Raw genomic sequence first — 23426 nt, forward strand, 5'->3', positions numbered from 1 at the left:
GGCTTACAGGCGTAAGGGAGACGGTCGTGAGAGCAGCAGTCGTGGAGCGGTACGGGCCGCCGGAGGTGGTGCAGGTGCAGGACGTGCCCGAGCCGCGCGCGGGGAAGGGCCAGGTCGTGGTGCGCGTCCGGGCGACGACCGTCAACTCCGGTGACGCCCGCATCCGCGGCTGCCGCTTCCCTGCGGGCTTCGCGGTGCCCGGTCGTCTCGCGCTCGGTTGGAACGGCCCCCGGCGCCGCGTGCTCGGCGTCGTCTACTCCGGTGCCGTCGAGGCCGTCGGCCCAGGTGTCGAGGGCGTCGCGGCGGGCGACGAGGTCGTCGGGATGACCGGCGCCGGCATGGGCGCGCACGCCGAGCTCGCCGCCGTACGCGCCGACCGCCTCGTGCCGAAGCCGGCGTCGGTGTCCCATGCCGACGCCGCAGCCGTCATCTTCGGCGGCACCACTGCGCGACACGTGCTGCAGGACGTGGCAACCCCCGGGAGCCGGGTGCTCGTCAACGGCGCGTCGGGCGCCGTCGGGTGCGCGGCCGTGCAGGTCGCGCACCTCGCCGGGGCTCGGGTCACCGCCGTCTGCAGCGAACGCAACGCCGACCTGGTCCGCTCGCTCGGGGCCGCCGAGGTGATCGACCACGGCCGGACGTCGGTGCACGACCTGCCCCCGGCGTACGACGTCGTGCTCGACGCGGTCGGCAACCTCGACCGCGGCTCGGGCCGCCGCCTGCTCGCGCCGGACGGCGTCCTCGTGCTCGCCGTGGCGAGCCTGCTCGACACCGTGCGGGCCCGCGGCGCCGTGCGTGCGGGTCCGTGGCCGGAGGACCCGGCCCACTTCACCTGGCTTCTCGACCGCCTCGCTGCGGGGGAGCTGCGGCCGGTCGTCACGCAGACCCTGCCGCTCAGCGAGGTCGTGGAGGCCCACCGCATCGTCGACTCGGGCCGCAAGGTCGGCAACCTGGTCCTCATCCCCTAGCCGCGGCAGCCACCGTGCCGGGGGTGGGGAACCAGCGGGCGATGACGACGGACTGGCCCAGCGTCCACGCCGAGCTGCACACCCAGTAGGCCAGCAGCGTCACCGGCACGACGCCGCCTGCGACCAGCAGGCCGAGCGCCGACAGCGCGGGCATCAGCTGCTGTGCCGACAGGACCGCCTCGGGCATGCCCTCGGTGAGGGTGTTGCGGGCCACGACGTGACGCTGGGTGACGTACGACAGCGCCGCAGCCGTGGCGGCGAGCCCGGCGACGACGGCGAGGTGGGCCGGCCCGCCCCCGAGGTAGCCGCTGCCCGCGAGCGTGACGCCGAGGACCGACGCGGCCCCCAGGGACGACACGAGGCCGGGGCCCATCGCGCCGACCGCGGTCCCGGCCGCGACGTCCGACAGCAGGTGGTAGAGCGCCAGCCACACGGGGAGCTGGAGCAGCACGGGCAGGCAGCCGAGACGGCTCACGCCGTGCTCGGCGGAGACCCGCCGCCGCTCCTGGAGGTGGCGGCGCAGGGCCTCGGCGTCGGGCCGGTCCTCGAGGCGGGCGGACAGCTCGCGCAGGTGGGGCCGCGCCCGCGCGCCGGCGTGCGCCTGGCGCACTCCGTGGACGACGACGGGGAGCAGGGCGAGGCGCAGGACGACGACCACGGCGGCGACGCACAGCAACCAGGTGGCGCCCGCCGTCGGGTCGGCGCCGAGGGCGGTGAGGGCGTCGTGGGTGGCCGCGAGGACCGCGGCGAGGGCGTGCGAGATCGGTTCGAGCAGGGACATGCGGAGGCTCCTGGAAGAGGTGGGACGGGTCGGACGTGCGTCGCGGTGCGACGGGTCAGACGAGTCCGGGAGCGCGCGGTCGCTGCGGGTGGTGGACCACGTCGGTGGAGCGTCCGGCCAGGTGCACGAGCACCTCGCCGGCCCACCTGGCGGGGAGCATCAGCGCTCGCACGAGCGGCAGCACGACCAGGCGGCGCGAGCCCAGGAGGGCCGTGGCGGCAGCGCTGAGCGCAGCAACCAGGAGCACCGACTCCGCGGAGGCCACCGGTGCCACCACCGACGCCGCGAGCACCGCCGCGACGCTGACGAGGAGCAGCGTGAGGACGGACCGGACCCGTGCGAGGAGCTCGCCGACGGACCGGGTCATGACCGACAGCGTACGCCCGGGTCGGGCTCCGCTCGCGCCTCAACCACCGAGTGCGGGACCGAAGGCGACCCCGCGCAGGTCGGCCTTGATCGCGTCGAGCCGGCCGGCCGCCGAGATCCGGGCTGCGTCCACGTCCTCGTCGCCCACGGGGATGACAACCTCGAGGTAGCACTTGACCTTCGGCTCAGTGCCGCTCGGGCGCACGATGACGCGCGCGCCCTCGGCCAGCGTGTAGCGCAGGCCGTCGGTCGGGGGGAGCAGGTCAGAACCCTCGGAGAGGTCCTCCACGCGCTCCACAGCGAGCCCGCCGAGCGTGCTCGGCGGGGTGGCGCGCAGGCGCTCCATCGTGGCGGGGATGGCCGCGAGGTCATCGAAGCGCACCGAGAGCTGGTCGGTGGCGTGGAGGCCGTGCTCGCGCGCGATGTCGTCGAGGATGTCGGGCAGCCCGCGCCCCTCGGCCTTGGCGGCGGCGGCGAGCTCGCAGACCAGCAGGAGCGCGGAGACGCCGTCCTTGTCGCGGACGTGCTCGGGGTCGCAGCAGTAGCCCAGCGCCTCCTCGTAGCCGAAGGCCAGGCCCTCGACGCGACCGATCCACTTGAAGCCCGTCAGGGTCTCCTCGTGCGGCTGGCCCGCGGCGGCGGCCATCTTGCCCAGCAGGCTCGAGGACACGATCGAGTTGGCGAAGACACCGGTGGCGCCGCGGTCGATGAGGTGGTGGGCGAGCAGGGCGCCGACCTCGTCACCGCGCAGCATCCGCCAGCCGTGGGCGTCCGGCACGGCGACCGCGCACCGGTCGGCATCCGGGTCGTTGGCGACGACCAGGTCGGCGCGGTGCTCGGCCGCGAGCGCCATGGCGAGGTCCATCGCGCCCGGCTCCTCGGGGTTGGGGAAGGACACCGTGGGGAAGTCGGGGTCGGGGTGCTCCTGCTGCTCCACGACGTGGGGCGCGTCGAAGCCGGCCGTCTCGAGCACCTGCGCGACGGTGGTGCCGCCGACGCCGTGCAGCGGGGTGTAGACGATGGACAGGTCGCGCGGGCCGTCCTGGGCGAGGCCGGCGACGGTGTCGAGGTAGTTGTCCACGATGTCCTCGCCGACGACCCGGCCCGCGTCGCCGCGGGGGAGGTCGGCCAGCGGACCGACGGCGGCGATCCGCTCGGCGATCTCCACGTCGGCCGGTGGCACGATCTGGCTGCCGTCGCCGAGGTAGACCTTGTAGCCGTTGTCCTCCGGCGGGTTGTGGCTGGCGGTGACCATCACGCCGGCCGCGCAGCCGAGCTCGCGGATCGCGTAGGCGAGCAGCGGGGTGGGGAGCGTGCGCGGCATCACGAGCGCCTTGAGGCCGGCGCCGGTCATGATCTCGGCGGTGTCGCGGGCGAAGACGTCGGAGTTGTGACGGGCGTCGAAGCCGATCACCACGGACCCCCCGGCGTGGCCGGTGTCCTTGAGGTACGCCGCGAGGCCGGCCGCGGCGCGCGTGACGACGACGCGGTTCATCCGGTTCGGTCCGGCGCCGAGCGCGCCGCGCAGGCCCGCCGTGCCGAACTCCAGGGTGCCGGCGAAGCGGTCGGCCAGGTCGGTCTCCTCGCCGCGCTCGGCGGCGTCGACGAGGGCCTCGAGCTCGGCGCGGGTGTGCTCGTCGGGGTCCTCGGCGGCCCAGGCGCGAGCGCGCGCGAGCAGGTCGGTCAGGGGTTCGGTCATGGACGGACGTTATCGCTGATGGGCATCCACCCCTGCGCCCGCTCCACTGCCTGCGTCCAGCGTGCCCGTTCCCGCTCCCGGGTGTCGGTGTCCAGCCCGGGCTCCCAGTCGCAGGCGCGCTTCCACAGCCGCCCGAGCGCGTCGAGGTCGGGCCACACGCCAGCGCTGAGCCCGGCGGCGTACGCCGCACCGACCGAGACGGTCTCGGAGAAGAGCGGGCGCTCGATGCGGAGGTCCAGCACGTCGGCCACGGTCTGCATCAGCAGGTGGTTGGTGGTCATGCCGCCGTCGACGCGCAGCGAGACCAGTGGGTGGTCGATCACGCCCTGGATGGCCGTGACGACGTCGGCGGTCTGCCAGGCCGTGGCCTCCAGCACCCCGCGCGCGAGGTGGCCGCGGTTGACGAAGGAGGTGAGGCCGACGATCACCCCGCGCGCGGCCGGGTCCCAGCGCGGGGCGTAGAGCCCGGAGAAGGCAGGCACGACGTAGCAGCCGCCGTTGTCGTCGACGGACGCGGCGAGCGTCTCGATCTGCGGGGCGCTCGGGACCAGGCCCAGGCTGTCGCGACACCACTGGACGAGCGACCCCGTGACGGCGACCGAGCCCTCGAGGGCGAACACCGGCTCCTCGCCCGGCAGCACGTAGGCGACCGTGGACAGCAGCCCGGCCTGCGAGCGCTGGGGGGTCGTGCCGGAGTTCACCAGCAGGAAGGCGCCGGTGCCGAAGGTGCACTTGCCCTGACCGGTCTCGAAGCAGGTCTGGCCGAACAGCGCGGCCTGCTGGTCGCCCATGGCCGCGGTGATCGGCACCCCCGGCAGCACGTCGTGGCACACGCCGTACGTCTCGGCGTTCGTGCGGATCTCGGGCAGCACCTGCTCCGGGATCCCGAAGACCGCGAGCATGTCGGCGTCCCACGCCAGGTCCTCGATGTTCATCAGGTTGGTGCGGCTGGCGTTGGTGACGTCGGTGACGTGCACGTCAGCGAGGTTCCAGATCAACCAGGTCTCCATCGTCCCGAAGGCGACCTCTCCGCGTGCCGCGCGCCGCTCGAGGTCCGGGACGGTGTCCAGCAGCCAGCGCAGGCGCGATGCCGCGAAGTAGGTCGACGGTGGGATGCCCGTCGCGCGGAGGACCTCGTCGTGGTGGCCGGCCGCGACGACCTGGTCGACCACGACCGTCGCGCGGGTGTCCTCCCACGTGATGACCGGTGACAGCGGCCTGCCGGTGCGCCGGTCCCAGACCAGGCACGACTCGCGCTGGTTGGCGATCCCCAGCGCGACGACGTCGGACGGGGTGGCACCGGCATCCGCGAGGGCCTCGGGCACGACGCGGCGCACGTTGGACCAGATCTCGTCGGCGTCGTGCTCCGACCAGCCCGGGCGAGGGTGGTGCTGGGCGTGCTCGCGCTGGGCCATGCTCACGAGCTGGCCCGCCTCGTCGAAGAGGAGGCAGCGGGTCGAGCCGGTGCCCTGGTCGACGGCCGCGACGAGGCGGGTCCCGCTCATGCCGTGACCCACAGCGCGCGCGAGATGGAGCCCGCGGCCCGGACGAGAGGGGTGGCCACCGCAGGACGGTCGTTGCCCGAGGGCACCTCGGCGCGCGGGCCCAGCACCGCCAACGCGGCGACCGCGTCGCCGAAGGAGTCGCGCACCGGGACGGCGACGGCTGACACGTCGGGGTAGTACTCGCCGACCTCGACGGCGTAGCCGTCGGCCCGGGCCTGCTCGAGCTCCGCCTCGATCTCGTCCTCCTCCACGAGGGTGTGGCGGGTGAACCGCTCGGGTCGCGGCTCCCGGTCGAGCAGCCCACGCTCCTGGTGGGCGAGGAGGACCTTGCCGCTGGCGGTGGCGTGCAGCGGCATCTCCTCGCCGACCCGCAGCTGCTGCGGACTGTTGTCGGGGCGGTAGACGTGCTGCACGACCACGGCGCTCGGCCCTTCCAGCCAGACCAGGTGCACCTCGAGCCCGGTCCGACCGGCCAGCACGTCCATCCACGGGGTGGCGGCGCTGCGGAGGTCGGCGGCGTCGAGGGCCTGGCCGAGCCCAGCCAGCGGGCGGGCCACCCGGTAGGCGCCGGTGGGTCGGTCCTGCTCCACCCAGCCGATGGACCTCAGCGTCGTGAGCAGGCCGTGGACGGTGCTCTTCGGGAGGTCGACGGCGGCGGCGATGTCGGCGAGGCCGAGGGGCCTGCTGGCGGACGCCACCAGGGTGAGCAGCGCTGCGGCCCGCTCCACCGCCTGGACGTTCCCGGGCACGACTCACACCTCCGGGGCAGGTCGGCGCGCGGGGACGGTCATGACAGCGCTCGTCCCACGGACCTCGTCCGGATGTCCGGCGCGGCGAGCCGCTCGGCGTTGGCGTCCAGGTCCTGGACGGCACGCTGCGACTCGCGCTCGGCGGCGACCCGCGCGGCGTACGCCGACACCTCGTCGCGGGTGCGCTCGGTGTCCCAGCCCAGCTCCTCACCCATCAGCGCCGCAGCCTCCGGCGAGCACTCGATGCCCCGGTCCGGGGTCTCGATGGAGATCCGGGTCCGGCGGGTCAGCACGTCGTCGAGGTGCAGGGCTCCCTCGTGGGTCACCGCGTAGGTGATCTCGGCGCGGAGGTACTCCGGGGCGCCGGTGAGCGGCTCCCACCGGTCCGGACGGGCGTCGGCGACGGCGAAGAGCTCGTGCACCAGCGAGCCGTAGCGGTCGAGCAGGCGGCGTACGCGCCACTCGGCGAGTCCGCTGCGTGCCGCCAGCTGCGGGACCTGGTGGACCAGCGCGGCGTAGCCCTCCGCTCCCAGGAGCGGGATGTCGGCGGTGACGCTGTCGGGGACCGTGCCGGGCAGGTCGGCCCGCGCCAGGTCGACGGCGTCGGCCGCCATGACGCGGTAGGTGGTGTACTTCCCGCCCGCGACCGAGACCAGTCCGGGCTGGGAGCGGGCGACCGCGTGCTCGCGCGAGAGGCGTGAGGTCGAGTCGCTCTCGCCCGAGAGGAGCGGCCGGAGACCGGCGTACACCCCCTCGATGTCGTCGTGGGTCAGGGGAGAGGCGAGCACCGCGTTGACGCGGTCGAGGATGTAGTCGATGTCGGCCCGGCTCGCCGCCGGGTGCGCGAGGTCGAGCTCCCAGTCGGTGTCGGTGGTGCCGACGATCCAGTGCGTGCCCCAGGGGATCACGAAGAGCACGGACTTCTCGGTGCGCAGGATGAGTCCGGTCTCGGACGGGATCCGGTGCCGCGGCACCACGAGGTGCACGCCCTTGGACGCACGGACCCGGAACCGGCCGCCGGCCCCGGACATCGCCTGCACCGAGTCGGTCCACACGCCCGTCGCGTTCACCACCACGGCGGAGCGCACGGAGCAGGTGGCCTGTGTCTCGAGGTCCTCCAGGTGCACCCCGACGACCCGTTCGCCGACCTGCTCGAAGCCCGTGGCCCGCACGGACGTCATCACCGTCGCGCCGTAGGCGGCGGCCGTGCGGGCCAGCATCATCGTGTGGCGCGCGTCGTCGGCCTGGGCGTCGTAGTAGCGCAGCGCACCGACGAGGGCGTCACGGTCCAGCCCGGGCGCCAGGCGCAGCGCGGCCCGCCGGGAGAGCTGGGAGTGCCGGGGCACCGAGCGCGCGCCGCCCATCTGGTCGTAGAGGGTCAGCCCGGCCGTGACGTAGGGCCGTTCCCACCACCGGTGCTTGAGCGGGTAGAGGAACGCCACCGGCTTCACCAAATGGGGTGCGATCCGTGTCAGCATCAGCTCCCGCTCGCGCAGCGCCTCGCGCACCAGGGTGAAGTTCAGCTGCTCGAGGTAACGCAGGCCGCCGTGGAAGAGCTTCGACGAGCGCGAGGAGGTGCCGCTCGCGAGGTCGGCCTGCTCGACCAGGGCCACCCGGAGCCCGCGGGTGGCGGCGTCGAGGGCGATGCCCGCGCCCGTGACGCCGCCGCCCACGACGACCATGTCGAAGCGGCCCCCGTCGAGCTCGTCCCAGGATCGCGCCCGGTAGTCCGTGTCCAGTGGTCGTGTCGTGGTCACTGCTGCTCCTTGTCTGATTCTCTGTTCTCTGGTGGCGGGGCCTCCGCGGATGCACCTCGGGTGGTCTGTCTCACTCCACGTCGTCGTCGACCCAGTCGAGCGTCTTCGTGACGGCCTTCTTCCAGTTGCGGTAGAGGCGCTCACGCTCGGCGTCGTCCATCTGCGGCGTCCAGCGCTTGTCCTCGCCCCAGTTGGCGGTGATGTCGTCGGTGCTGTCCCAGTAGCCGATCGCGAGACCGGCGGCGTAGGCGGCACCGAGCGCCGTCGTCTCGGCCACCTTGGGGCGTACGACGTCCACGCCGAGGATGTCGGCCTGGAACTGCATCAACGTCTCGTTGACCACCATCCCGCCGTCGACCTTGAGCTCGGTCAGCGGGACGCCGGAGTCGGCATCCATGGCGTCGAGCACCTCGCGGGTCTGGAAGGCGGTGGCCTCCAGCACCGCGCGGGCGATGTGGCCCTTGTTGACGAAGCGGGTGAGCCCGACGAGGCCGCCGCGCGCGTCGGGGCGCCAGTGCGGGGCGAACAGGCCCGAGAAGGCCGGCACGAAGTAGGCGCCGCCGTTGTCCTCCACGCTCATGGCCAGCTCCTCGATCTCGGGCGCGCTGGTGATCATCCCGAGGTTGTCGCGGATCCACTGGACCAGCGACCCGGTCACGGCGATCGAGCCCTCCAGGGCGTACACCGTCTCCTGGTCCCCGATCTTGTAGCAGACGGTGGTGAGCAGGCCGTTCTCGCTCGGCACCTGCTCGGTGCCGGTGTTGAGGAGCATGAAGTTGCCGGTGCCGTAGGTGTTCTTGGCCATGCCCTTCTCCAGGCACGCCTGGCCGAAGGTCGCGGCCTGCTGGTCACCGAGGATGCCGGCGACCGGCGTGCCCTTCAGCACGCCCGGACGGCACTCGCCGTAGACCTCGGAGGAGGACCGGATCTCCGGCAGCATCGACAGGGGGATGCCCATGTCGGAGGCGATCGACTCGTCCCACGACAGGGTCGAGAGGTCCATCAGCATCGTGCGGCTGGCGTTGGTCACGTCGGTGACGTGCACGCCGTCGTTCTCCGCGCCTCCGGTGAGGTTCCACAGGACCCACGTGTCCGTGTTGCCGAACAGCAGGTCGCCGGCCTCCGCCTTCTCGCGCGCGCCCTCGACGTTGTCGAGGATCCAGCGGACCTTCGGGCCGGAGAAGTACGTCGCCAGTGGCAGGCCGCACGTCTTCTTGTAGCGCTCGACCCCGCCGTCGGCGGCCAGCTCGTCGACGATCTTCTGGGTGCGCGTGTCCTGCCAGACGATGGCGTTGTAGACCGGCTTGCCGGTCCTCCGGTCCCACACGATCGCGGTCTCGCGCTGGTTCGTGATGCCGACCGCGGCGATGTTGCCGCTGTTGAGGTTGGCCCGGGACAGCGCGCCGCCGATGACCTTGCGGGTGTTGTCCCAGATCTCGATGCCGTCGTGCTCGACCCAGCCGGCACGCGGGAAGATCTGCTCGTGCTCGACCTGGTCGACGGCGACGACGTTGGCACGCGCGTCGAAGATCATCGCGCGGGTGGACGTGGTGCCCTGGTCGATCGCCAGGATGTAGGTGTTGTCTGCCATGGGAGCTCCTAGTGGATGAGGGGTCGGGTCGGGACAGGGTCGGGACGGGACAGGAACGTGTGGGTCAGGGACGTGTGGGTCAGGCGTAGCCGACGGCACCGGCGACGAGGCCGCCGAGGACACCTCCGATGACCGGGCCCGTGACGGGGACCCACGCGTACCACCAGCCGCTGGATCCCTTGTTCGGGATGGGCAGCACTGCGTGCGCGATCCGCGGGCCGAGGTCGCGGGCGGGGTTGATGGCGTAGCCGGTGGGACCACCGAGGCTGGCGCCGATGCCCACGACGAGCAGGGCCACGGCCAGCGGGCCGAGCTCGCTGGGGGTTTTGCCGAACGAGATGATGACGAAGACCAGCACGAAGGTGCCCACCACCTCCGTCACGACGTTCCAGACCGGCTTGCGGATGGCGGGCATGGTGCTGAAGACCGCGAGCTTGTCGTCGGGCTGTGCGTCGGCGTCGGCGAAGTGCTCCTTGTAGGCCACCCACGCGAGGACGGCGCCGAGGAAGGCGCCGAGCATCTGGCCGGCGATGTAGACCAGGACCTCGGCGAGCGAGAGGTCGGCACCCGACGCGACCAGGCCGAGGGTGACGGCGGGGTTGAGGTGGGCTCCGGACCCGAAGGCCACGAAGACGCCGGCGAAGACGGCGATGCCCCAGCCGAAGTTGATCATCAGGAAACCGCCGCCGTTGCCGTTCGTGCGGGGCAGCACCGCGTTGGCCACCACGCCGCAGCCGAGCAGCAGCAGGGTGGCGGTCCCGAGGACCTCGGGTAGAAAGATGTCGGTCAGCACGTCTGCTTCTCCCTTCTGGTGAGGGGGCCGCGCTGACCGCGACCCGATCCCAGAACGATGAAGTGACGAGCCTCACATCGCCACCGGCAGCGTGCGACATCGTCGAACGCGCAGTCGGGCACGTCCGGCCGAGCGTGAACGGAGCCGTCCGCGCCGGGCTACCGTGGCGCCGTGATCGCGACCGTCCTGTCCGTCAGCTCCGGCCCCCTGGCGCCCGTGGAGGGGCTGCGGCGCCCGAGCGGCATCCGCAAGCACCCGGTCGCCCGGATCGAGGTGCGCGACCCCGGCCCGAAGCGAGGAGGGCTCGGCAGCGGCGTGGTCGGCGACGCGATCTACAGCCGCAAGCACCACGGCGGCGACACCCAGGCGGTGTACGCCGTGGCGCGCGAGGAGCTCGACCGGTGGGGCCGCGACCTCGGGCGCGAGCTCGGCAACGGGATGTTCGGGGAGAACCTCACCACGTCGGGCCTCGACGTCGACGCCGCCGAGGTGGGGGAGCAGTGGCGGGTGGGGACCTCGCTGCTGGAGGTGTGCGGACCTCGGGTGCCGTGTGCGACCTTCGCCCGGCACATGGGCGAGCCGCGGTGGGTCAAGCGGTTCGCCGACCTGGGGCGCACGGGTGCCTACCTCGCGGTCCGCGAGGCGGGCGTGATCGAGGTCGACGACCCGATCGAGGTGGTGCACCGGCCCGGGCACGGCCTGACGGTGCCGATGCTGTTCCGGGCCGCGATGGGCGACAAGGACCTGGCCGTGGTGTTCCTCGACGCGCAGGTGCTCCCGAAGGTCGAGCACGACTGGCTGGCCTCGCGCCAGTGACGTCGAGATGACGTCCCGGCGCGAGGCCATCCAGCGGGTGTGTGCGGTGGGTCAGGACAGGGCAGCGACCGCGGCGTCGTAGTCGGGCTCCTGACCGATCGCGTCGGTCAGCTGCGCGTGCAGCACCGTGCGGTCGGTGTCCAGCACGACGACCGCGCGGGCGAGCATGCCCTTCCAGCCGCCGTCGGCCATGGCCACGCCGTAGTCCTTGCCGAAGCTCGAGCGGAAGGCCGACCCGACCTCGACGGCCTCGATGCCCTCGGCGCCGCAGAAGCGGGCCTGGGCCAGCGGGAGGTCGACCGAGACGTTGAGGACCGTGGTGTTGTCGAGGCCGGCAGCGAGCTCGTTGAACTTGCGCACGCTCGCCTGGCACACACCGGTGTCGATGCTGGGGAAGATGTTGAGCACGACGCGCGTGCCGGCCGCGTCGGCGTCGGTGACGGGCTGGAACTTCAGTCCCACCAGGTCCCAGCCAGGTGCCTGCGAGCCGACCGCGGGGAGCTCGCCCACGGTGTTGACGGTGTTGTCGCCGAGTTGTGTGGTTGCCATGGCGCAAACCTAGCCGCCCCGCACACCCCGGTCGTAGGACCCCGGCTGGTGGTGGACGGCCCCTAGAGTGCCCCCATGGCCGCCACCGACCGCACCGCCGTGATCATCGACGTGCTCCGCGACGCCTTCGCGCCGCTGATGCGGGCCGATCCGGCCGCCTTCCGGGCCAAGTACCGCAAGATGGCCCGCGACCCGCACGCGTTCTACCGCGGCACGGCCTGCCTGTTCTACAACGACGTCACGACCGAGACCGACGAGTGGTCGCGCCACGGCGCCGAGCGGATCTGGATCCACGGCGACCTGCACGTCGAGAACTTCGGCACCTACCTCAACTCCGACGGCCGGCTGGTCTTCGACATCAACGACTTCGACGAGGCCTACCTCGGTCGCTTCACGTGGGACCTGCAGCGCTTCGCCGCCAGCCTGGCGCTGGTCGCCTGGCAGAAGGCGCTCCCCGAGGACGCGATCCGCAAGCTCATCGGCCGCTACGCCCGCTCCTACCTCGCACAGGTCAACCACTACGTCGCCTCCGACTCCGACGACGACTTCGAGATCACCCTCGACACCGCCCACGGCCCGGTGCTCATCGCCCTGGAGGAGGCGCGCGCGATGCGACGTGCCGACCTGCTCGACGGCGTGACCGTGATGGAGAAGGGCACCCGGAAGTTCGCCGACGACGCGTCCACACGTCGGCTCTCCCGCGACGAGCGCACCGAGGTGGTGGCCGCCTTCCGGGCCTACCTCGACACCATCCCGCAGTCCAAGCGCTTCGACCGCGACCTCTTCTACGAGCTGCGCGACGTCGTCGGCAAGTCCGGCTTCGGCATCGGCAGCGCCGGGCTGCCGGCGTACAACGTGCTGCTCGAGGGCTACAGCCAGGCCCTCGACAACGACGTCGTGCTCAGCATGAAGCAGGCCAACATCCCCGCGGTGAGCCGCTTCGTCGACACCACCGACGTCGACGCCTACTTCGACCACGAGGGGCACCGCACCTCGGTCAGCCAGCGAGCGCTGCAGGTGCACACCGACCCGCTGCTGGGGCACACGCAGATCGGTGGCGTCGGCTACGTCGTCTCCGAGATCTCGCCCTACGAGGTCGACCTCGACTGGGGGGAGATCAACGAGCCCGCCGACATGCGTGCCGTCGTGGAGCTGCTCGGCCGGGCGACGGCGAAGATCCACTGCGCCTCCGACGAGGACAGCGACCAGGACCTCATCGACTTCCAGGTCGAGAAGGCCATTGCGACGTCCCTCGAGGGCCGCCGCAACGACTATGTCGCCTGGCTGGGCGACTGGGGCATCGCCTACGCCGAGCGGGTGCGGAAGGACCACGCGCTGTTCGTCGACGCCTTCCGCGAGGGCCGGGTCGGCATCGCCGCCACCTGACCCCCGCGGAGCCGCCCGCGTCGAGTCAGGCGTCGATGCTGGACATGTCGGGGTAGCGCTGGCCGACGACCGCGTCGCGCGGGACGGCCTCCTCGAGGGCGGCGAGGTCGTCGGCGGTGAGCTCGACGTCGGCGGCACCGACGTTCTCCTCGAGGTAGCGCACGCGTTTGGTGCCGGGGATCGGCACAACGTCGTCGCCCTGGGCGAGGACCCAGGCGAGCGCGAGCTGGCCGGGCGTGCAGCCCTTGGCAGCCGCGATCCCGCGCACCTGCTCCACCAGCGCGAGGTTGGCGTCGAGGGCGTCGCCCTGGAAGCGGGGGTTGGAGGCGCGGAAGTCGCCGTCCTCGAGCGAGCCGGTGCTGATCGCGCCGGTGAGGATGCCCCGGCCGAGCGGGGAGTAGGGGACCAGGCCGATGCCGAGCTCGCGGACGACGGCGAGGATCTCGTCCTCGAGGTCGCGGGTGAAGAGGGAGTACTCGCTCTGCAGCGCGGTGATCGGGTGCACCGCGTGTGCGCGCCGGATCGTGTCGGCGCCGGCCTCGGACAGGCCGAGGTGCCTGACCTTGCCGGCCTCGACGAGCCCGGCCATCGCGCCGACGGTCTCCTCGATCGGGACGGTGCGATCGACGCGGTGCTGGTAGTAGAGGTCGATGTGGTCCACGCCGAGTCGCTGCAGCGAGGCGTCGCACGCCCGGGCGACGTACTCGGGGGTGCCGTTGATCCCGACCCAGCTGCCGTCGGGGTTGCGCTCGTTGCCGAACTTGGTGGCCAGCTGCACCTCGTCACGGCGCCCGGCGATCGCGCGCCCGACCAGCTGCTCGTTGGTGAACGGGCCGTACATGTCAGCGGTGTCGAGGAAGGTGACGCCCAGGTCGAGGGCGCGGCGGATGGTGTCGATCCCGGTCTGCTCGTCGGTCGTGCCGTAGAACTCCGACATCCCCATGCAGCCCAGGCCGAGCGTGCTGACGGTGAGCGGGGAGGCGGTGCCGAGGGTGCGCTGTCCGATGTCTGGTGTGGTCATGGCTCCCACCGTGCTCCTTGGAGCGCGCTCCAAGTCAAGGGGCTCAGGAACCGGGGGTCACCAGGTTCGCGTAGAGGGCGACCTTGTGGTCGATGGCCCGCAGGTGGGAGGAGACCTCGGCCAGCTGACGCTCGACCAGCTCGCGGTGCGCGAGCAGCAGGCCCAGGCGCTCGGCCTCGTTGCCGTCGCCCTCGCGCACCAGCGCTGCGTAGCGCCGCACGTCGCGGATCGGCATGCCCGTGGCGCGCAGGCGGGTGACCATCTGGATCCAACGCAGGTCCTCGTCGGTGTAGCGGCGGTGCCCCGACGGGGCGCGCTCGACCGAGTGGAGGAGCAGGCCGTCGCGCTCGTAGTAGCGCAGGGTGTGGGCGGTGAGCCCGGTCCACTCGGCCGCCTCGGCGATGCTCAGGCTGGTCACCCGACCAGTGTCCGCCCTGGAGTGCGCTCGAAGTCAAGGAGGCTCCTGACGTGTGCCGGCATGGCTAGTTTCGGGACATGAGCACATCCCGACGGGAGCTGGCCGGCGCGGCCGCGGTGGCGGGCCCAGGCCTCGTGCTCGCCGCTGCCGGGCTGTTCCACCCCCACTCCCTGTCCTGGGCCACGGCGCCTCTGTGGACCCTGCTCCACGTCGCCGGCCTGTTCGTGTTCCCGCTGGTCGGCCTGGCGCTGGCCTGGCTGGTGCGCGGACGACGGGACCCCGTGGCCTGGCTGGTGCGCGTCAGTGCCTTCGTGTACGCCACGGCGTACACGGCGCTCGACGTCATCAGCGGAATCAGCGCGGGCTACGTGACCTGGCGGCTGGGCGAGGGTGTCGCCCGGCCCGACGAGGTGCGCTACCTCTTCGCCATCGGCGGGCGCCTCGGTGAGGTGGGCTCGTGGGCGCTGGTCGCATGTGCGGTGGCCGTGGCCATCGACGCCCTGCGGCGCCTCGGCTCGTCCGCCCTGCCGGGCCTGCTCCTGGTGCCAGGAGCGTGGCTGGTGCACGTCGACCACATCTTCGCGCCCACCGGAGTCGTCGGGATGGCACTGATCGGGCTCGCCAGCGGGTGGCTCGCCCACGCGAGATCGGCGAGACTGGGGTCCTGAAGGTCGGAGAGCCCACCGATGGACGTCGAGGAGTACCGAGCCGCACGACGCACCCGGCTGGTCGAGCGCGCCGTCGAGCTGGGCCTGCCTGCCGATGACGCTGGTCTCGTGGTCGATCGGGTCATCGCGGAGCAGCGACGAAGGATCCGTCGCGCGGAGGATCCCGACGACGTCGTCGTACCGGCGCTGCGGGACGCGATCCTCCGCGGTGGGACGGGCACCAGGACGACGACGCTCGTCGTGCTCCTGGTCCTGGCCGCCATCGTCCTGGCTGTGCCGGTCGCCTACGTCGCCCGCAACGATCCTGCCCCGGTGATGCCCTCGCTCTTCGGGCTGACGACCACCGAGGCCACCCGCGCCCTCGAGCGCGACGACATCGCGTCGCGCGTGGTGGATGTGCCCCAGTGCAACCCCGCCGGACAGGTGCTGGGCTCCGATCCACTCCCGGGATCGGCGGTCGGTGTGGACGACGTGGTGACGCTGATCGCGACGTCGACCCCGGAGTGGAGGTGCCCCGACGACGCGGCCGCGCGTGAGCGTGCCTGGACCTTCCTCCGGTTCCTCGTGTCAGGGACGGCGCGCCCGGGCTTCGCGCCGGGGGTGCGGCTGTTCGTCGACGGGGAGGAGGTCACCGTGGTGGGAGGGGCGGAGCCGGTGGCCGCGCCCGGGTGGCAGTCGGTGGTGCGCGACCCCGTCCTGGCCTACGCATCGCGCCCGGCCGCCAACCCCCTCGGACAGCCAGTGGTCTCCATCTCCTACGGCGTGCCACCACCGACGACCTGCGGGCACCCCCGAGCCACGCCGGCCGGCGCCGTCCTCCCGTCCACGCGGGTCGTCCTGACGGCGGGAGGCGAGAGCTCGTCGGACGCGTGCGGGCTGACCATCGACCTGTTCGACAACGTGCTGGGCGCGATATCCGGCGTCGCCCTCTACACGCCGCGTCGACCCGGGACGTGAGTCGTTCAGCCGAGCGCGGGTCGGTGGAACTGAGCCGTGGCGAACGGGCCGCCGACGAACTCCGCCTCGGCCGCGTCGTCGGGACCGGGCTCGATCCGGTCGGCGAAGACCTCGGCGTCGTCCTGCGGCTCGTAGCCCAGCCGCCGGCCCGGCTCGAGGTCCCACCAGGCCCGGGTGTTGGCGCTGATGCCGTGGAGCACGGCCCAGCCGGGCGCGGGCGCGGTGAGCCCGGCCTCGACCATGCGTACGCCGTCGGCGTGGGAGAGCCACGTCGAGAGCCCGCGCAGGCTGGTCGGCTCCTCGAGGAAGGAGCCGATCCGGCACACGACGGCGTCGATCCCGTGGCGGTCGGCGAAGAGGCGCAGCAGCGCCTCGGCCGCCACCTTGGCGACGCCGTAGTAGGTGTCGGGGCGGGGGAGTGCCTGCTCGGTCAGCTCGCCGTCCGCGCGGGGAGTGCGCCCCACCGCGTGGTTGGAGGAGGCGTAGACGATGCGTGTCACGTCGTGGGCCACCATCGCGTCGAGCAGGGCCGCGGTGGTGACGACGTGGGAGGTCAGCTCGTCGGGCAGCGAGAGCTCCTCGGGCGCGCCGGCGAGGTGCACGACCGCGTCGATCCGTTCCGCGGCGAAGACCGCGGCCACGGCGTCGGCGTCGGCGCAGTCGGCCTCGTGCCAGGCGAACGGCGAGCCCTCGGGGCCCGGCACGAGGTCGAGGCCGACGACGTCGTGGCCGAGCTCAACCAGCCCGACCGTGACGACCCGGCCCAGGCTCCCTGCCGCTCCGGCGACCAGCACCCGCATCAGACCAGCACCCCGCTCAGATCTTCGAGACGACCTGGCTGAGCAGGCCGCCCATCCGGCTCGCGGCCGCCTTGCCCGCCTCGAGGACCTCCTCGTGGTTGAGCGGCTCGCCGCTCAGCCCCGCGGCGAGGTTGGTGACCAGGCTGATGCCGAGGATCTCCATGCCGGCCTCGCGGGCCGCGATCGCCTCGAGCGTGGTGCTCATGCCGACCAGCTGCCCACCGAGGACACCGGCCATCCGGACCTCGGCCGGGGTCTCGTAGTGCGGCCCGGGGAACTGGACGTAGACGCCCTCGTCGAGGCTCGGGTCGATCTCGCGGCACATCGCGCGCAGGCGCGGGCTGTAGAGGTCGGTGAGGTCGACGAAGTTGGCGCCGACGATCGGGCTGGTCCCGGTGAGGTTGATGTGGTCGGAGATCAGCACCGGCTGGCCCGGCTGCCAGCCCTGCTTGAGCCCGCCGCACCCGTTGGTCAGCACGATGGCCGAGCAGCCGGCCGCTGCCGCCGTACGGATCGGGTGGACGACCGCGGCGACGCCCTTGCCCTCGTAGAAGTGGGTGCGCGAGAGGAAGACCAGGAGGTTGCGCTCGCCACCCTCGGAGTCAGTGCAGCGGATGGAGCGGATCTTGCCGCTGTGGCCCGCGACGGCCGCGGCGCTGAAGCCCGGCAGGTCGGTGGTGTCGATCTCGGCGGTGGCCTCGCCGAGGGCGTCGACGGCCGGCAGCCAGCCCGAGCCCAGCACGAGGGCGATGTCGTGACGCTCGACACCGGTCAGCTCGGCGAGCCTCGCGGCGGCGGCAGTGGCGGCGTCGTACGGGTTCTGGTCGCTCATGGGCCGCACTCTAGGGCCAGCGATCCGGCGTCCGGAATCTACAGCCCGGTCGAGCGGCAGGCGCGTCGGCGCAGCGCCGCGACGTAGTCCTCCGGCGCACCTGCGGCGTCGGCGGCGTCGGCCAGCACCCCGAGGTAGGACGCCGACGGCAGGCCGCCCTCGTAGGCGTCGAGGACGTAGGCCCACACGACCAGCGGTCCGGTCAGCGTCTGCACCCGCACCTTGGTCTTGCGGTAGAGCCCGGTGTCGGCGGCCTCCCAGCCGTCGAGGGCGCGCTCGTCCTCGAGCGTGACGTCGTAGACCGCGACGAAGACCTGCTCGAAAGGGTCCTGCACGATCGTCGACAGCGCGCCGTCCCAGCCGTGCTCCTCGCCGCCGAAGGTGAGCCGCCAGCCCGCCAGCCAGCCCGTGGAGTGGAGGATCGAGTGGGGGCAGCGCTCGCCCATCCGGGCGGGATCGAGGTTCGTCCCGTAGGCGGCGTAGAGCGTCACGGGCCACAGGGTACCGAGCCCGGACCCTTGGTGACGCGCGCCGGGGCGCGCTCCTCAGGACAAGCCTCGGGCGGGTGGTCCCTCTGCGGACGGGAACACTAGGCTGGGGGCGTGACCGACACCCACTTCGACACCCTCGTCCTCGGCGCCGGCCCCGGTGGCTACGTCGCCGCGATCCGCGCAGCCCAGCTCGGCCAGAAGGTGGCCGTGGTGGAGGAGAAGTACTGGGGAGGTGTCTGCCTCAACGTCGGCTGCATCCCCTCCAAGGCCCTGCTGAAGAACGCCGAGCTCGCCCACACGCTCCAGCACGAGAAGGCGAAGTTCGGCATCGAGGGCGACGCCACGATGGCCTTCGGCCCCACGCACAAGCGCAGCCGCGACGTGAGCGCCGGCATCGTCAAGGGCGTCCACTTCCTCATGAAGAAGAACAAGATCACCGAGATCGACGGCTGGGGCACGCTCACCGGCCCGACCGGGATCGACGTGAAGGACAAGGACGGCCAGACCACCGGCTACACCTTCGACAACCTCATCATCGCCGCCGGCGCGACCGTGCGGCTGGTCCCCGGCGTCGAGCTCAGCGAGAACGTCGTCACCTACGAGGAGCAGATCCTCACCGACCAGCTCCCCGAGTCGATCATCATCGGAGGGTCCGGCGCCATCGGCGTCGAGTTCGCCTACGTGATGGCCAACTTCGGCGTCGACGTCACGATCGTGGAGTTCCTCGACCGGATGGTGCCCACCGAGGACGCGGACATCTCCAAGGAGCTCGCCAAGCACTACAAGAAGCTCGGCGTGAAGGTGCTGACCTCCACCGCGGTGAAGAACGTCGAGGACACCGGCTCCGGGGTCAAGGTCACCGTCGCCCCCGCAGCCGGCGGCGACGAGCAGGTGCTCGAGGCCGGCAAGTTCCTCGCCGCCTTCGGCTTCGCTCCGCGGGTGGAGGGCTACGGCCTCGAGAACACCGGTGTCAGCGTCTCCGAGCGCGGCGCGATCGAGATCGACGACTTCGGCCGCACCAACGTCGACAACGTCTACGCCATCGGCGACTGCACCGGCAAGATGATGCTCGCCCACGTCGCGGAGGCGATGGGCGTCGTGGCCGCCGAGACCATCAACGGCGCCGAGACCATGCCGGTCGCCTTCGACTTCGTCCCGCGCGCGACCTACTGCAACCCGCAGATCGCGTCCTTCGGCTACAGCGAGGCGCAGGCCAAGGAGAAGGGCTACGACGTGAGGACGGCGTCCTTCCCCTTCAGCGCCAACGGCAAGGCCATGGGCCTCGGGGAGCCCATCGGCTTCGTGAAGGTCGTCGCCGACGCCGAGCACAACGAGATCATCGGCGCGCACATGATCGGCCCCAACGTGACCGAGCTGCTGCCGGTGCTGACCATGGCCCAGCAGTGGGACCTCACCGCCGACGAGGTGGCCCGCAACGTCTTCGCGCACCCGACCCTGGGTGAGGCCGTCAAGGAGGCCGTCCACGGCATCGCCGGCCACATGATCAACTTCTGATGGCTGACCACATCGTCATCATCGGCGGCGGCCCCGGCGGCTACGAGGCCGCGCACGTCGCCGCCCAGCTCGGCGCCGAGGTGACCGTCGTGGACACCGACGGTGTCGGTGGCTCGGCCGTGCTGACCGACTGCGTGCCCAGCAAGACGCTGATCGCGACCTCCGAGCTGATGACCGACATGTCCGCGGCGGCCGAGCTCGGCGTCAACTTCCACGACCACCAGGGCGACGCTGCGACGGCGATCTCGGTCGACCTGGCCCGCGTGAACGCCCGCGTGAAGCAGCTCGCTGCCGACCAGTCGAGCGACATCGCGGCCCGCCTCGACCGCGACGGCGTACGCGTCCTCACCGGCCGCGGCCGTCTCGGTCCCGACATGAGCGTCGAGGTCACCACCGACGGCGGCGGCGAGACGCTGCAGGCCGACGCCATCATCCTCGCGACCGGCGCGGCGCCGCGCACGCTGCCGAGCGCGCAGCCCGACGGCGAGCGGATCCTCACCTGGGAGCAGGTCTACGACCTGACCGAGGTGCCGGAGAAGCTGATCGTCGTCGGCTCCGGCGTGACGGGCGCGGAGTTCGCGAGCGCCTACTTGTCCCTCGGCATCGACGTCACCCTCGTGAGCAGCCGCGACCGGGTCCTGCCCGGCGAGGACGCCGACGCCTCGGCCGTCCTCGAGGAGGTGCTGACGCGACGCGGGATGAACGTGCTCGGCCAGTCGCGGATGCAGTCGGTGGCCCGCGAGGGCGACACCGTCACGGTGACGCTCACCGACGGCCGGACCGTCTCGGGAAGCCACTGCATCCTGGCGCTCGGCTCGATCCCCAACACCGCGGACCTCGGGCTCGAGGAGGCGGGCGTGGCGACCGACGAGGGTGGCTTCATCACCGTCGACCGGGTCTCGCGGACCTCTGCCCGAGGGATCTACGCCGCCGGCGACTGCACGGGCGTGCTGATGCTCGCCTCGGTCGCGGCGATGCAGGGACGGATCGCGATGTGGCACTTCCTCGGCGACGCGGTGGCCCCGCTGGACCTCAAGAAGGTCTCGTCCAACGTCTTCACCTCGCCCGAGATCGCCACCGTCGGCTGGTCGCAGCAGGCCGTCGACGCGGGCGAGATCACCGCCGAGGTCGTCATGCTGCCGCTGGCCGGCAACGCGCGGGCCAAGATGCAAGGGGTGCGGGACGGGTTCGTGAAGCTCTTCTGCCGCCCCGGGACCGGCATCGTCGTCGGAGGAGTGGTCGTCGGGCCGCGTGCCTCCGAGCTGATCCACCCGGTGTCGATCGCGGTGTCGGAGTCCCTCACCGCCGACCAGCTGGCACAGGCCTTCACCGTCTACCCCTCGATGAGCGGCTCGATCGCCGAGGCCGCCCGACGGTTGCACCGGGTCTGAGACCCGGTCCGGTCCGTGCCTCGGCGCCCGGTCCGGGCTGGCACGCCGGGCACCACCACGTGCGACGGTTGGCGGCGTCGCCCGGCAGCTCCGCGGTGACGCTGATTTGTCCACCGCAGCGCCGGCAGCCGCGGCGCTGGCGCCCGGTGACCCAGTGGTCGTCGCCCCGGGCCGAGGAGCCCGTGGTCACCTGGTAGGCGCCCTCGACGGTGGCCGAGTGCCGCAGCATCGTCGCGGAGCGCTCGACCAGCCGCTCGACGTCGACGTCGCCGACCGGCGTCCAGGGGCTGACGCCGGTGAGGAAGGCCAGCTCGTTGGCCCAGAGATTGCCCAACCCGGCCATCGCGCGCTGGTCGAGCAGGGCGCTGACCAGCGGTCGCTGCGGGTCGGCGGTGAGGCGGCGTACGGCCTCGGCGGGGTCCCAGTCCTCACGCAACGGGTCGGGGCCGAGGTGGCCGACGAGGTCGTGCTCACGGTCGGTCGGGACCAGGTCGAGGTCGTGGAGCCGGATGCCGTGCACCGTGCGGTCGTCGTCGAGGGCCAGCACCAGTCGCACGTGGGGCTGGAGCTTCGCGGGAAGTCGTCTGCCCGGCGCGAGAGTCGACCAGGAGCCGTCCATCCTCAGGTGGCTGTGGAGTGTCGCGGCCGGTGACCCGGCGGTGGGGGAGAACCGGGTCAGCAGGTGCTTGCCGTGGGTCTCGTGGCCCAGCACCTCGCGACCGGACACGTCCCGCGTCGCCAGCCTCGGGGTGCGGAAGTCCGAGCGCACGACCGTGTGCCCGCGCAGCTGACGGTCCAGCCGGCGCGCGAGCTTCCAGACGCTGTCTCCCTCGGGCACCCGACCAGTGTCACAGGCGGGTGCGACAGCGGGTCAGCCGAAGGGGCCGTGGATCCCGCTCGCTCCGTCGGTCGTCTGCTTGAGGTAGGCCTGGGCCAGGTTCTGCTGGCCGTGCACGCCGTGGGACGAGCCTCGCGCGAGCTGGACGCCCGCGTCGATCGCCCCGCCGGTGCCGCTGGAGAGGTGCCACGGCACCCAGCGGTCCCCGACCCGCACCAGCCGCACGAGCGGCTCCTCGCCGGCCGAGAGGCGACGGGCGTCGGCGGCGCAGACGGCGATCGTGCGCGCAGCACCGCTGGGCGGGGCCCACTCCACGTCCTGCATGGACGGGCCGTGGCGCGGGTCGAAGAAGCAGGGCTCGCGTCGCTCGGGAAGCGGCTCGCCGTCGCGCACGGCGAGCACGGCGGCGCGGTGGTAGCGCGCGTCCGCGACGACCTGCTCGACCGCGAGGACGTCCTCGGCGCTCGTGCTGGCGGCCAGGAGCTGGGCGGCCTGGTCGTAGTGCTCGAGGGCGCGGCGGTAGTGGTCGCGGGCGACCGGGTCGAGGTCGTCGGCGAGGGTGTCGACGTGGAGCTCGGCGAGCTGCTCGCCCAGCACGGTGACGTCCTCGTCCACCAGTCGGCGCGCCGTGCGCCACCGGTCCTTGGCCACCAGCTCTTCCTCGCGCCTGCGGCGTCGTCCCCCGAACATGGCGGGAGTCTGCCACGGGTGGGACCGCCTCAGCCGTCCCCGCCGCCCCCACCGCCGCCGTCCCCTCCCGCACCTCCGCCGTCGACACCGCCGCCACCGCCGATGCCGCCCTCGCCCCACCCGGAGTAGTCGTGGCCGCCGATCATCCCGCCGTCGGACCACGCCCCGGGATCGGCCCACGCCGCCGCGATCGGCAACTGGGGGCCGCCCGCACGGCCGGGGAGGTCCGCGCCGGCGTACGCCATGGTGAGGCGCTCGGCCTCGATCCGGCCCTCGGCCACGAGCTCGGCGTACCACCCGCCGGCCCAGGCGGCGTAGCGCGGCCCGGAGGCGAACCACGCGACCCGTCGGTCCCCGAGACGGACCAGCCTGACCTCGGGCTGCCCCCCTGCGGCGAGGCGCTCGGCGTCGCGGAAGCAGACGGGGACCGAGCGGGCGACCCCACCCGTCGGCGCCCACTCGACGTCGCGCGACGCCGGGCCGTGGGCAGGGTCGAAGAAGCACGGAGGCCTCCGTGCGGGGCGTACGTCCCCGGCCTGCGCGGCCAGCACGCACGCGTGGTGGAAGCGGCCGTCGGCGAGGGTGCTGGTCACGGCGGTGACCTCCGGGGCCGACGACGCCCGCGCCAGGGCGGACTTCGCACGCTCGTAGTCGTCGAGGGCGCGCTGGTAGTCGTTGCGCATCTGCTCGTCGAGATGGGTGCCGAGGGTGTCGAGGTGCAAGCCGACGAGCTCCTCCCCGAAGCGAGTCACGTCCTCGTCCGCGGCGCGCCGCACCAGCCGGAACGAGTCCAGCTCCGCAAGCTCCTGCTCGTGCCGCTCCCGTCGGCGACGGCCCATCATCCC

At 72.5% G+C, this 23426-nt stretch carries 24 protein-coding genes; 7 read left to right on the forward strand and 17 right to left on the reverse strand.

The features are described 5' to 3' along the window. Positions 1-26: 26 nt before the first annotated feature. Positions 27-968, forward strand: coding sequence for an NAD(P)-dependent alcohol dehydrogenase (locus CFI00_RS05340; RefSeq protein ID WP_207084226.1), 942 nt, complete (start codon positions 27-29; stop codon positions 966-968). Here CFI00_RS05340 and yidC read toward each other — a convergent pair. The 8 genes from yidC to CFI00_RS05380 all read right to left on the reverse strand — a co-directional run bounded on the left by yidC (position 958) and on the right by CFI00_RS05380 (position 10206). Beyond that, the gene (gene yidC / locus CFI00_RS05345) at positions 958-1749 is read right to left on the reverse strand and encodes a membrane protein insertase YidC (protein WP_207084227.1); all 792 of its coding nucleotides are present in this window, start codon (positions 1747-1749) and stop codon (positions 958-960) included. The genes CFI00_RS05340 and yidC overlap by 11 nt on opposite strands. A gap of 55 nt (positions 1750-1804) precedes the next feature. After that, positions 1805-2116 carry a hypothetical protein gene (locus CFI00_RS05350; RefSeq protein WP_207084228.1) on the reverse strand — a complete coding sequence of 104 codons (312 nt, stop codon included), beginning with the start codon at positions 2114-2116 and terminating at the stop codon, positions 1805-1807. A gap of 39 nt (positions 2117-2155) precedes the next feature. Next, positions 2156-3814, reverse strand: coding sequence for a phospho-sugar mutase (locus CFI00_RS05355; RefSeq protein WP_207084229.1), 1659 nt, complete (start codon positions 3812-3814; stop codon positions 2156-2158). Next, the gene (glpK, locus tag CFI00_RS05360) at positions 3811-5319 is read right to left on the reverse strand and encodes a glycerol kinase GlpK (protein ID WP_207084230.1); all 1509 of its coding nucleotides are present in this window, start codon (positions 5317-5319) and stop codon (positions 3811-3813) included. Before glpK (CFI00_RS05360) ends, CFI00_RS05355 begins: the two co-directional genes overlap by 4 nt. Continuing rightward, a complete protein-coding gene (locus CFI00_RS05365) occupies positions 5316-6068 on the reverse strand; it encodes an IclR family transcriptional regulator (protein WP_207084231.1) in 753 nt (250 codons plus the stop codon). Before CFI00_RS05365 ends, glpK (CFI00_RS05360) begins: the two co-directional genes overlap by 4 nt. 38 nt (positions 6069-6106) lie before the next feature. Further along, on the reverse strand, positions 6107-7825 hold the full coding sequence (locus tag CFI00_RS05370; RefSeq protein ID WP_242532694.1) for a glycerol-3-phosphate dehydrogenase/oxidase: 1719 nt from the start codon (positions 7823-7825) through the stop codon (positions 6107-6109). A gap of 70 nt (positions 7826-7895) precedes the next feature. Continuing rightward, positions 7896-9416, reverse strand: coding sequence for a glycerol kinase GlpK (gene glpK / locus CFI00_RS05375; protein ID WP_207084232.1), 1521 nt, complete (start codon positions 9414-9416; stop codon positions 7896-7898). A gap of 79 nt (positions 9417-9495) precedes the next feature. Then, on the reverse strand, positions 9496-10206 hold the full coding sequence (locus CFI00_RS05380; protein ID WP_207085385.1) for an MIP/aquaporin family protein: 711 nt from the start codon (positions 10204-10206) through the stop codon (positions 9496-9498). Between the two features lie 174 nt (positions 10207-10380). On the opposite strand from CFI00_RS05380, the gene CFI00_RS05385 reads away from it, so the two are divergent. Further along, positions 10381-11025: an MOSC domain-containing protein gene (locus tag CFI00_RS05385; RefSeq protein WP_207084233.1), complete on the forward strand. Its 645-nt coding sequence runs from the start codon at positions 10381-10383 to the stop codon at positions 11023-11025. A gap of 51 nt (positions 11026-11076) precedes the next feature. Here the strand turns inward: CFI00_RS05385 and tpx are convergent, their stop codons facing one another. Then, complete coding sequence (gene tpx / locus CFI00_RS05390; protein ID WP_207084234.1) at positions 11077-11574, reverse strand: thiol peroxidase; 498 nt, start codon at positions 11572-11574, stop codon at positions 11077-11079. Positions 11575-11649: 75 nt separating this feature from the next. Between tpx and CFI00_RS05395 the strand changes: the two genes are divergently transcribed. After that, positions 11650-12960, forward strand: coding sequence for a DUF2252 domain-containing protein (locus CFI00_RS05395; protein WP_207084235.1), 1311 nt, complete (start codon positions 11650-11652; stop codon positions 12958-12960). A 25-nt stretch (positions 12961-12985) separates the two neighbouring features. Here CFI00_RS05395 and CFI00_RS05400 read toward each other — a convergent pair whose 3' ends face one another. Both CFI00_RS05400 and CFI00_RS05405 read right to left on the reverse strand, forming a co-directional pair. After that, the gene (locus CFI00_RS05400) at positions 12986-13981 is read right to left on the reverse strand and encodes an aldo/keto reductase (protein ID WP_207084236.1); all 996 of its coding nucleotides are present in this window, start codon (positions 13979-13981) and stop codon (positions 12986-12988) included. 43 nt (positions 13982-14024) lie between these two features. Next, positions 14025-14399, reverse strand: a complete 375-nt coding sequence (locus tag CFI00_RS05405; RefSeq protein ID WP_207084237.1) for a MerR family transcriptional regulator — start codon at positions 14397-14399, stop codon at positions 14025-14027. Positions 14400-14476: 77 nt separating this feature from the next. On the opposite strand from CFI00_RS05405, the gene CFI00_RS05410 reads away from it, so the two are divergent. Continuing rightward, a complete protein-coding gene (locus tag CFI00_RS05410) occupies positions 14477-15067 on the forward strand; it encodes a hypothetical protein (protein WP_207084238.1) in 591 nt (196 codons plus the stop codon). Positions 15068-15085: 18 nt separating this feature from the next. Next, entirely contained in the window at positions 15086-16024 is a 939-nt protein-coding gene (locus tag CFI00_RS05415; RefSeq protein ID WP_207084239.1) for a PASTA domain-containing protein, read from the forward strand. 5 nt (positions 16025-16029) lie between these two features. Here the strand turns inward: CFI00_RS05415 and CFI00_RS05420 are convergent, their stop codons facing one another. From CFI00_RS05420 to CFI00_RS05430, 3 genes are read right to left on the reverse strand one after another with little or no spacing between them, the layout of a single operon-like run. Then, positions 16030-16824, reverse strand: a complete 795-nt coding sequence (locus tag CFI00_RS05420) for an NAD(P)-dependent oxidoreductase (protein WP_207084240.1) — start codon at positions 16822-16824, stop codon at positions 16030-16032. Positions 16825-16840: 16 nt separating this feature from the next. Continuing rightward, entirely contained in the window at positions 16841-17656 is an 816-nt protein-coding gene (locus CFI00_RS05425; RefSeq protein ID WP_207084241.1) for a purine-nucleoside phosphorylase, read from the reverse strand. A 38-nt stretch (positions 17657-17694) separates the two neighbouring features. Next, on the reverse strand, positions 17695-18147 hold the full coding sequence (locus tag CFI00_RS05430) for a gamma-glutamylcyclotransferase (protein ID WP_207084242.1): 453 nt from the start codon (positions 18145-18147) through the stop codon (positions 17695-17697). Between the two features lie 111 nt (positions 18148-18258). On the opposite strand from CFI00_RS05430, the gene lpdA reads away from it, so the two are divergent. Both lpdA and CFI00_RS05440 read left to right on the forward strand, forming a co-directional pair. Next, positions 18259-19662, forward strand: coding sequence for a dihydrolipoyl dehydrogenase (gene lpdA / locus CFI00_RS05435; protein ID WP_207084243.1), 1404 nt, complete (start codon positions 18259-18261; stop codon positions 19660-19662). Continuing rightward, positions 19662-21053, forward strand: a complete 1392-nt coding sequence (locus tag CFI00_RS05440) for an NAD(P)H-quinone dehydrogenase (protein WP_207084244.1) — start codon at positions 19662-19664, stop codon at positions 21051-21053. The genes lpdA and CFI00_RS05440 overlap by 1 nt, the downstream gene beginning before the upstream one ends. On the opposite strand, the gene CFI00_RS05445 is transcribed toward CFI00_RS05440, so the two are convergent. Genes CFI00_RS05445 through CFI00_RS05455 form a run of 3 tightly spaced genes read right to left on the reverse strand, consistent with a single transcriptional unit; the run spans position 20989 to position 23423 of the window. Next, positions 20989-21891: a DNA-formamidopyrimidine glycosylase family protein gene (locus tag CFI00_RS05445; RefSeq protein ID WP_207084245.1), complete on the reverse strand. Its 903-nt coding sequence runs from the start codon at positions 21889-21891 to the stop codon at positions 20989-20991. The genes CFI00_RS05440 and CFI00_RS05445 overlap by 65 nt on opposite strands. A 33-nt stretch (positions 21892-21924) precedes the next feature. Next, on the reverse strand, positions 21925-22581 hold the full coding sequence (locus CFI00_RS05450) for a hypothetical protein (RefSeq protein WP_207084246.1): 657 nt from the start codon (positions 22579-22581) through the stop codon (positions 21925-21927). A gap of 29 nt (positions 22582-22610) precedes the next feature. Then, positions 22611-23423 (reverse strand): hypothetical protein, encoded by an 813-nt coding sequence (locus CFI00_RS05455; RefSeq protein ID WP_207084247.1) that lies wholly within the window; start codon positions 23421-23423, stop codon positions 22611-22613. Positions 23424-23426: the final 3 nt, after the last annotated feature.

The sequence above is a fragment of the Nocardioides sp. S5 genome, assembly GCF_017310035.1.
Classification (GTDB): domain Bacteria; phylum Actinomycetota; class Actinomycetes; order Propionibacteriales; family Nocardioidaceae; genus Nocardioides.

Excerpts from the sequence above, each read along its gene's own strand:
- yidC (WP_207084227.1), bottom strand. The coding sequence starts at position 1,749 with ATGTCCCTGCTCGAACCGATCTCGCACGCCCTCGCCGCGGTCCTCGCG.
- CFI00_RS05350 (WP_207084228.1), bottom strand. The coding sequence starts at position 2,116 with ATGACCCGGTCCGTCGGCGAGCTCCTCGCACGGGTCCGGTCCGTCCTC.
- CFI00_RS05355 (WP_207084229.1), bottom strand. The coding sequence starts at position 3,814 with ATGACCGAACCCCTGACCGACCTGCTCGCGCGCGCTCGCGCCTGGGCC.
- glpK (WP_207084230.1), bottom strand. The coding sequence starts at position 5,319 with ATGAGCGGGACCCGCCTCGTCGCGGCCGTCGACCAGGGCACCGGCTCG.
- glpK (WP_207084232.1), bottom strand. The coding sequence starts at position 9,416 with ATGGCAGACAACACCTACATCCTGGCGATCGACCAGGGCACCACGTCC.
- tpx (WP_207084234.1), bottom strand. The coding sequence starts at position 11,574 with ATGGCAACCACACAACTCGGCGACAACACCGTCAACACCGTGGGCGAG.
- CFI00_RS05395 (WP_207084235.1), top strand. The coding sequence starts at position 11,650 with ATGGCCGCCACCGACCGCACCGCCGTGATCATCGACGTGCTCCGCGAC.
- CFI00_RS05400 (WP_207084236.1), bottom strand. The coding sequence starts at position 13,981 with ATGACCACACCAGACATCGGACAGCGCACCCTCGGCACCGCCTCCCCG.
- CFI00_RS05410 (WP_207084238.1), top strand. The coding sequence starts at position 14,477 with ATGAGCACATCCCGACGGGAGCTGGCCGGCGCGGCCGCGGTGGCGGGC.
- CFI00_RS05415 (WP_207084239.1), top strand. The coding sequence starts at position 15,086 with ATGGACGTCGAGGAGTACCGAGCCGCACGACGCACCCGGCTGGTCGAG.
- CFI00_RS05420 (WP_207084240.1), bottom strand. The coding sequence starts at position 16,824 with ATGCGGGTGCTGGTCGCCGGAGCGGCAGGGAGCCTGGGCCGGGTCGTC.
- CFI00_RS05425 (WP_207084241.1), bottom strand. The coding sequence starts at position 17,656 with ATGAGCGACCAGAACCCGTACGACGCCGCCACTGCCGCCGCCGCGAGG.
- CFI00_RS05440 (WP_207084244.1), top strand. The coding sequence starts at position 19,662 with ATGGCTGACCACATCGTCATCATCGGCGGCGGCCCCGGCGGCTACGAG.
- CFI00_RS05450 (WP_207084246.1), bottom strand. The coding sequence starts at position 22,581 with ATGTTCGGGGGACGACGCCGCAGGCGCGAGGAAGAGCTGGTGGCCAAG.
- CFI00_RS05455 (WP_207084247.1), bottom strand. The coding sequence starts at position 23,423 with ATGATGGGCCGTCGCCGACGGGAGCGGCACGAGCAGGAGCTTGCGGAG.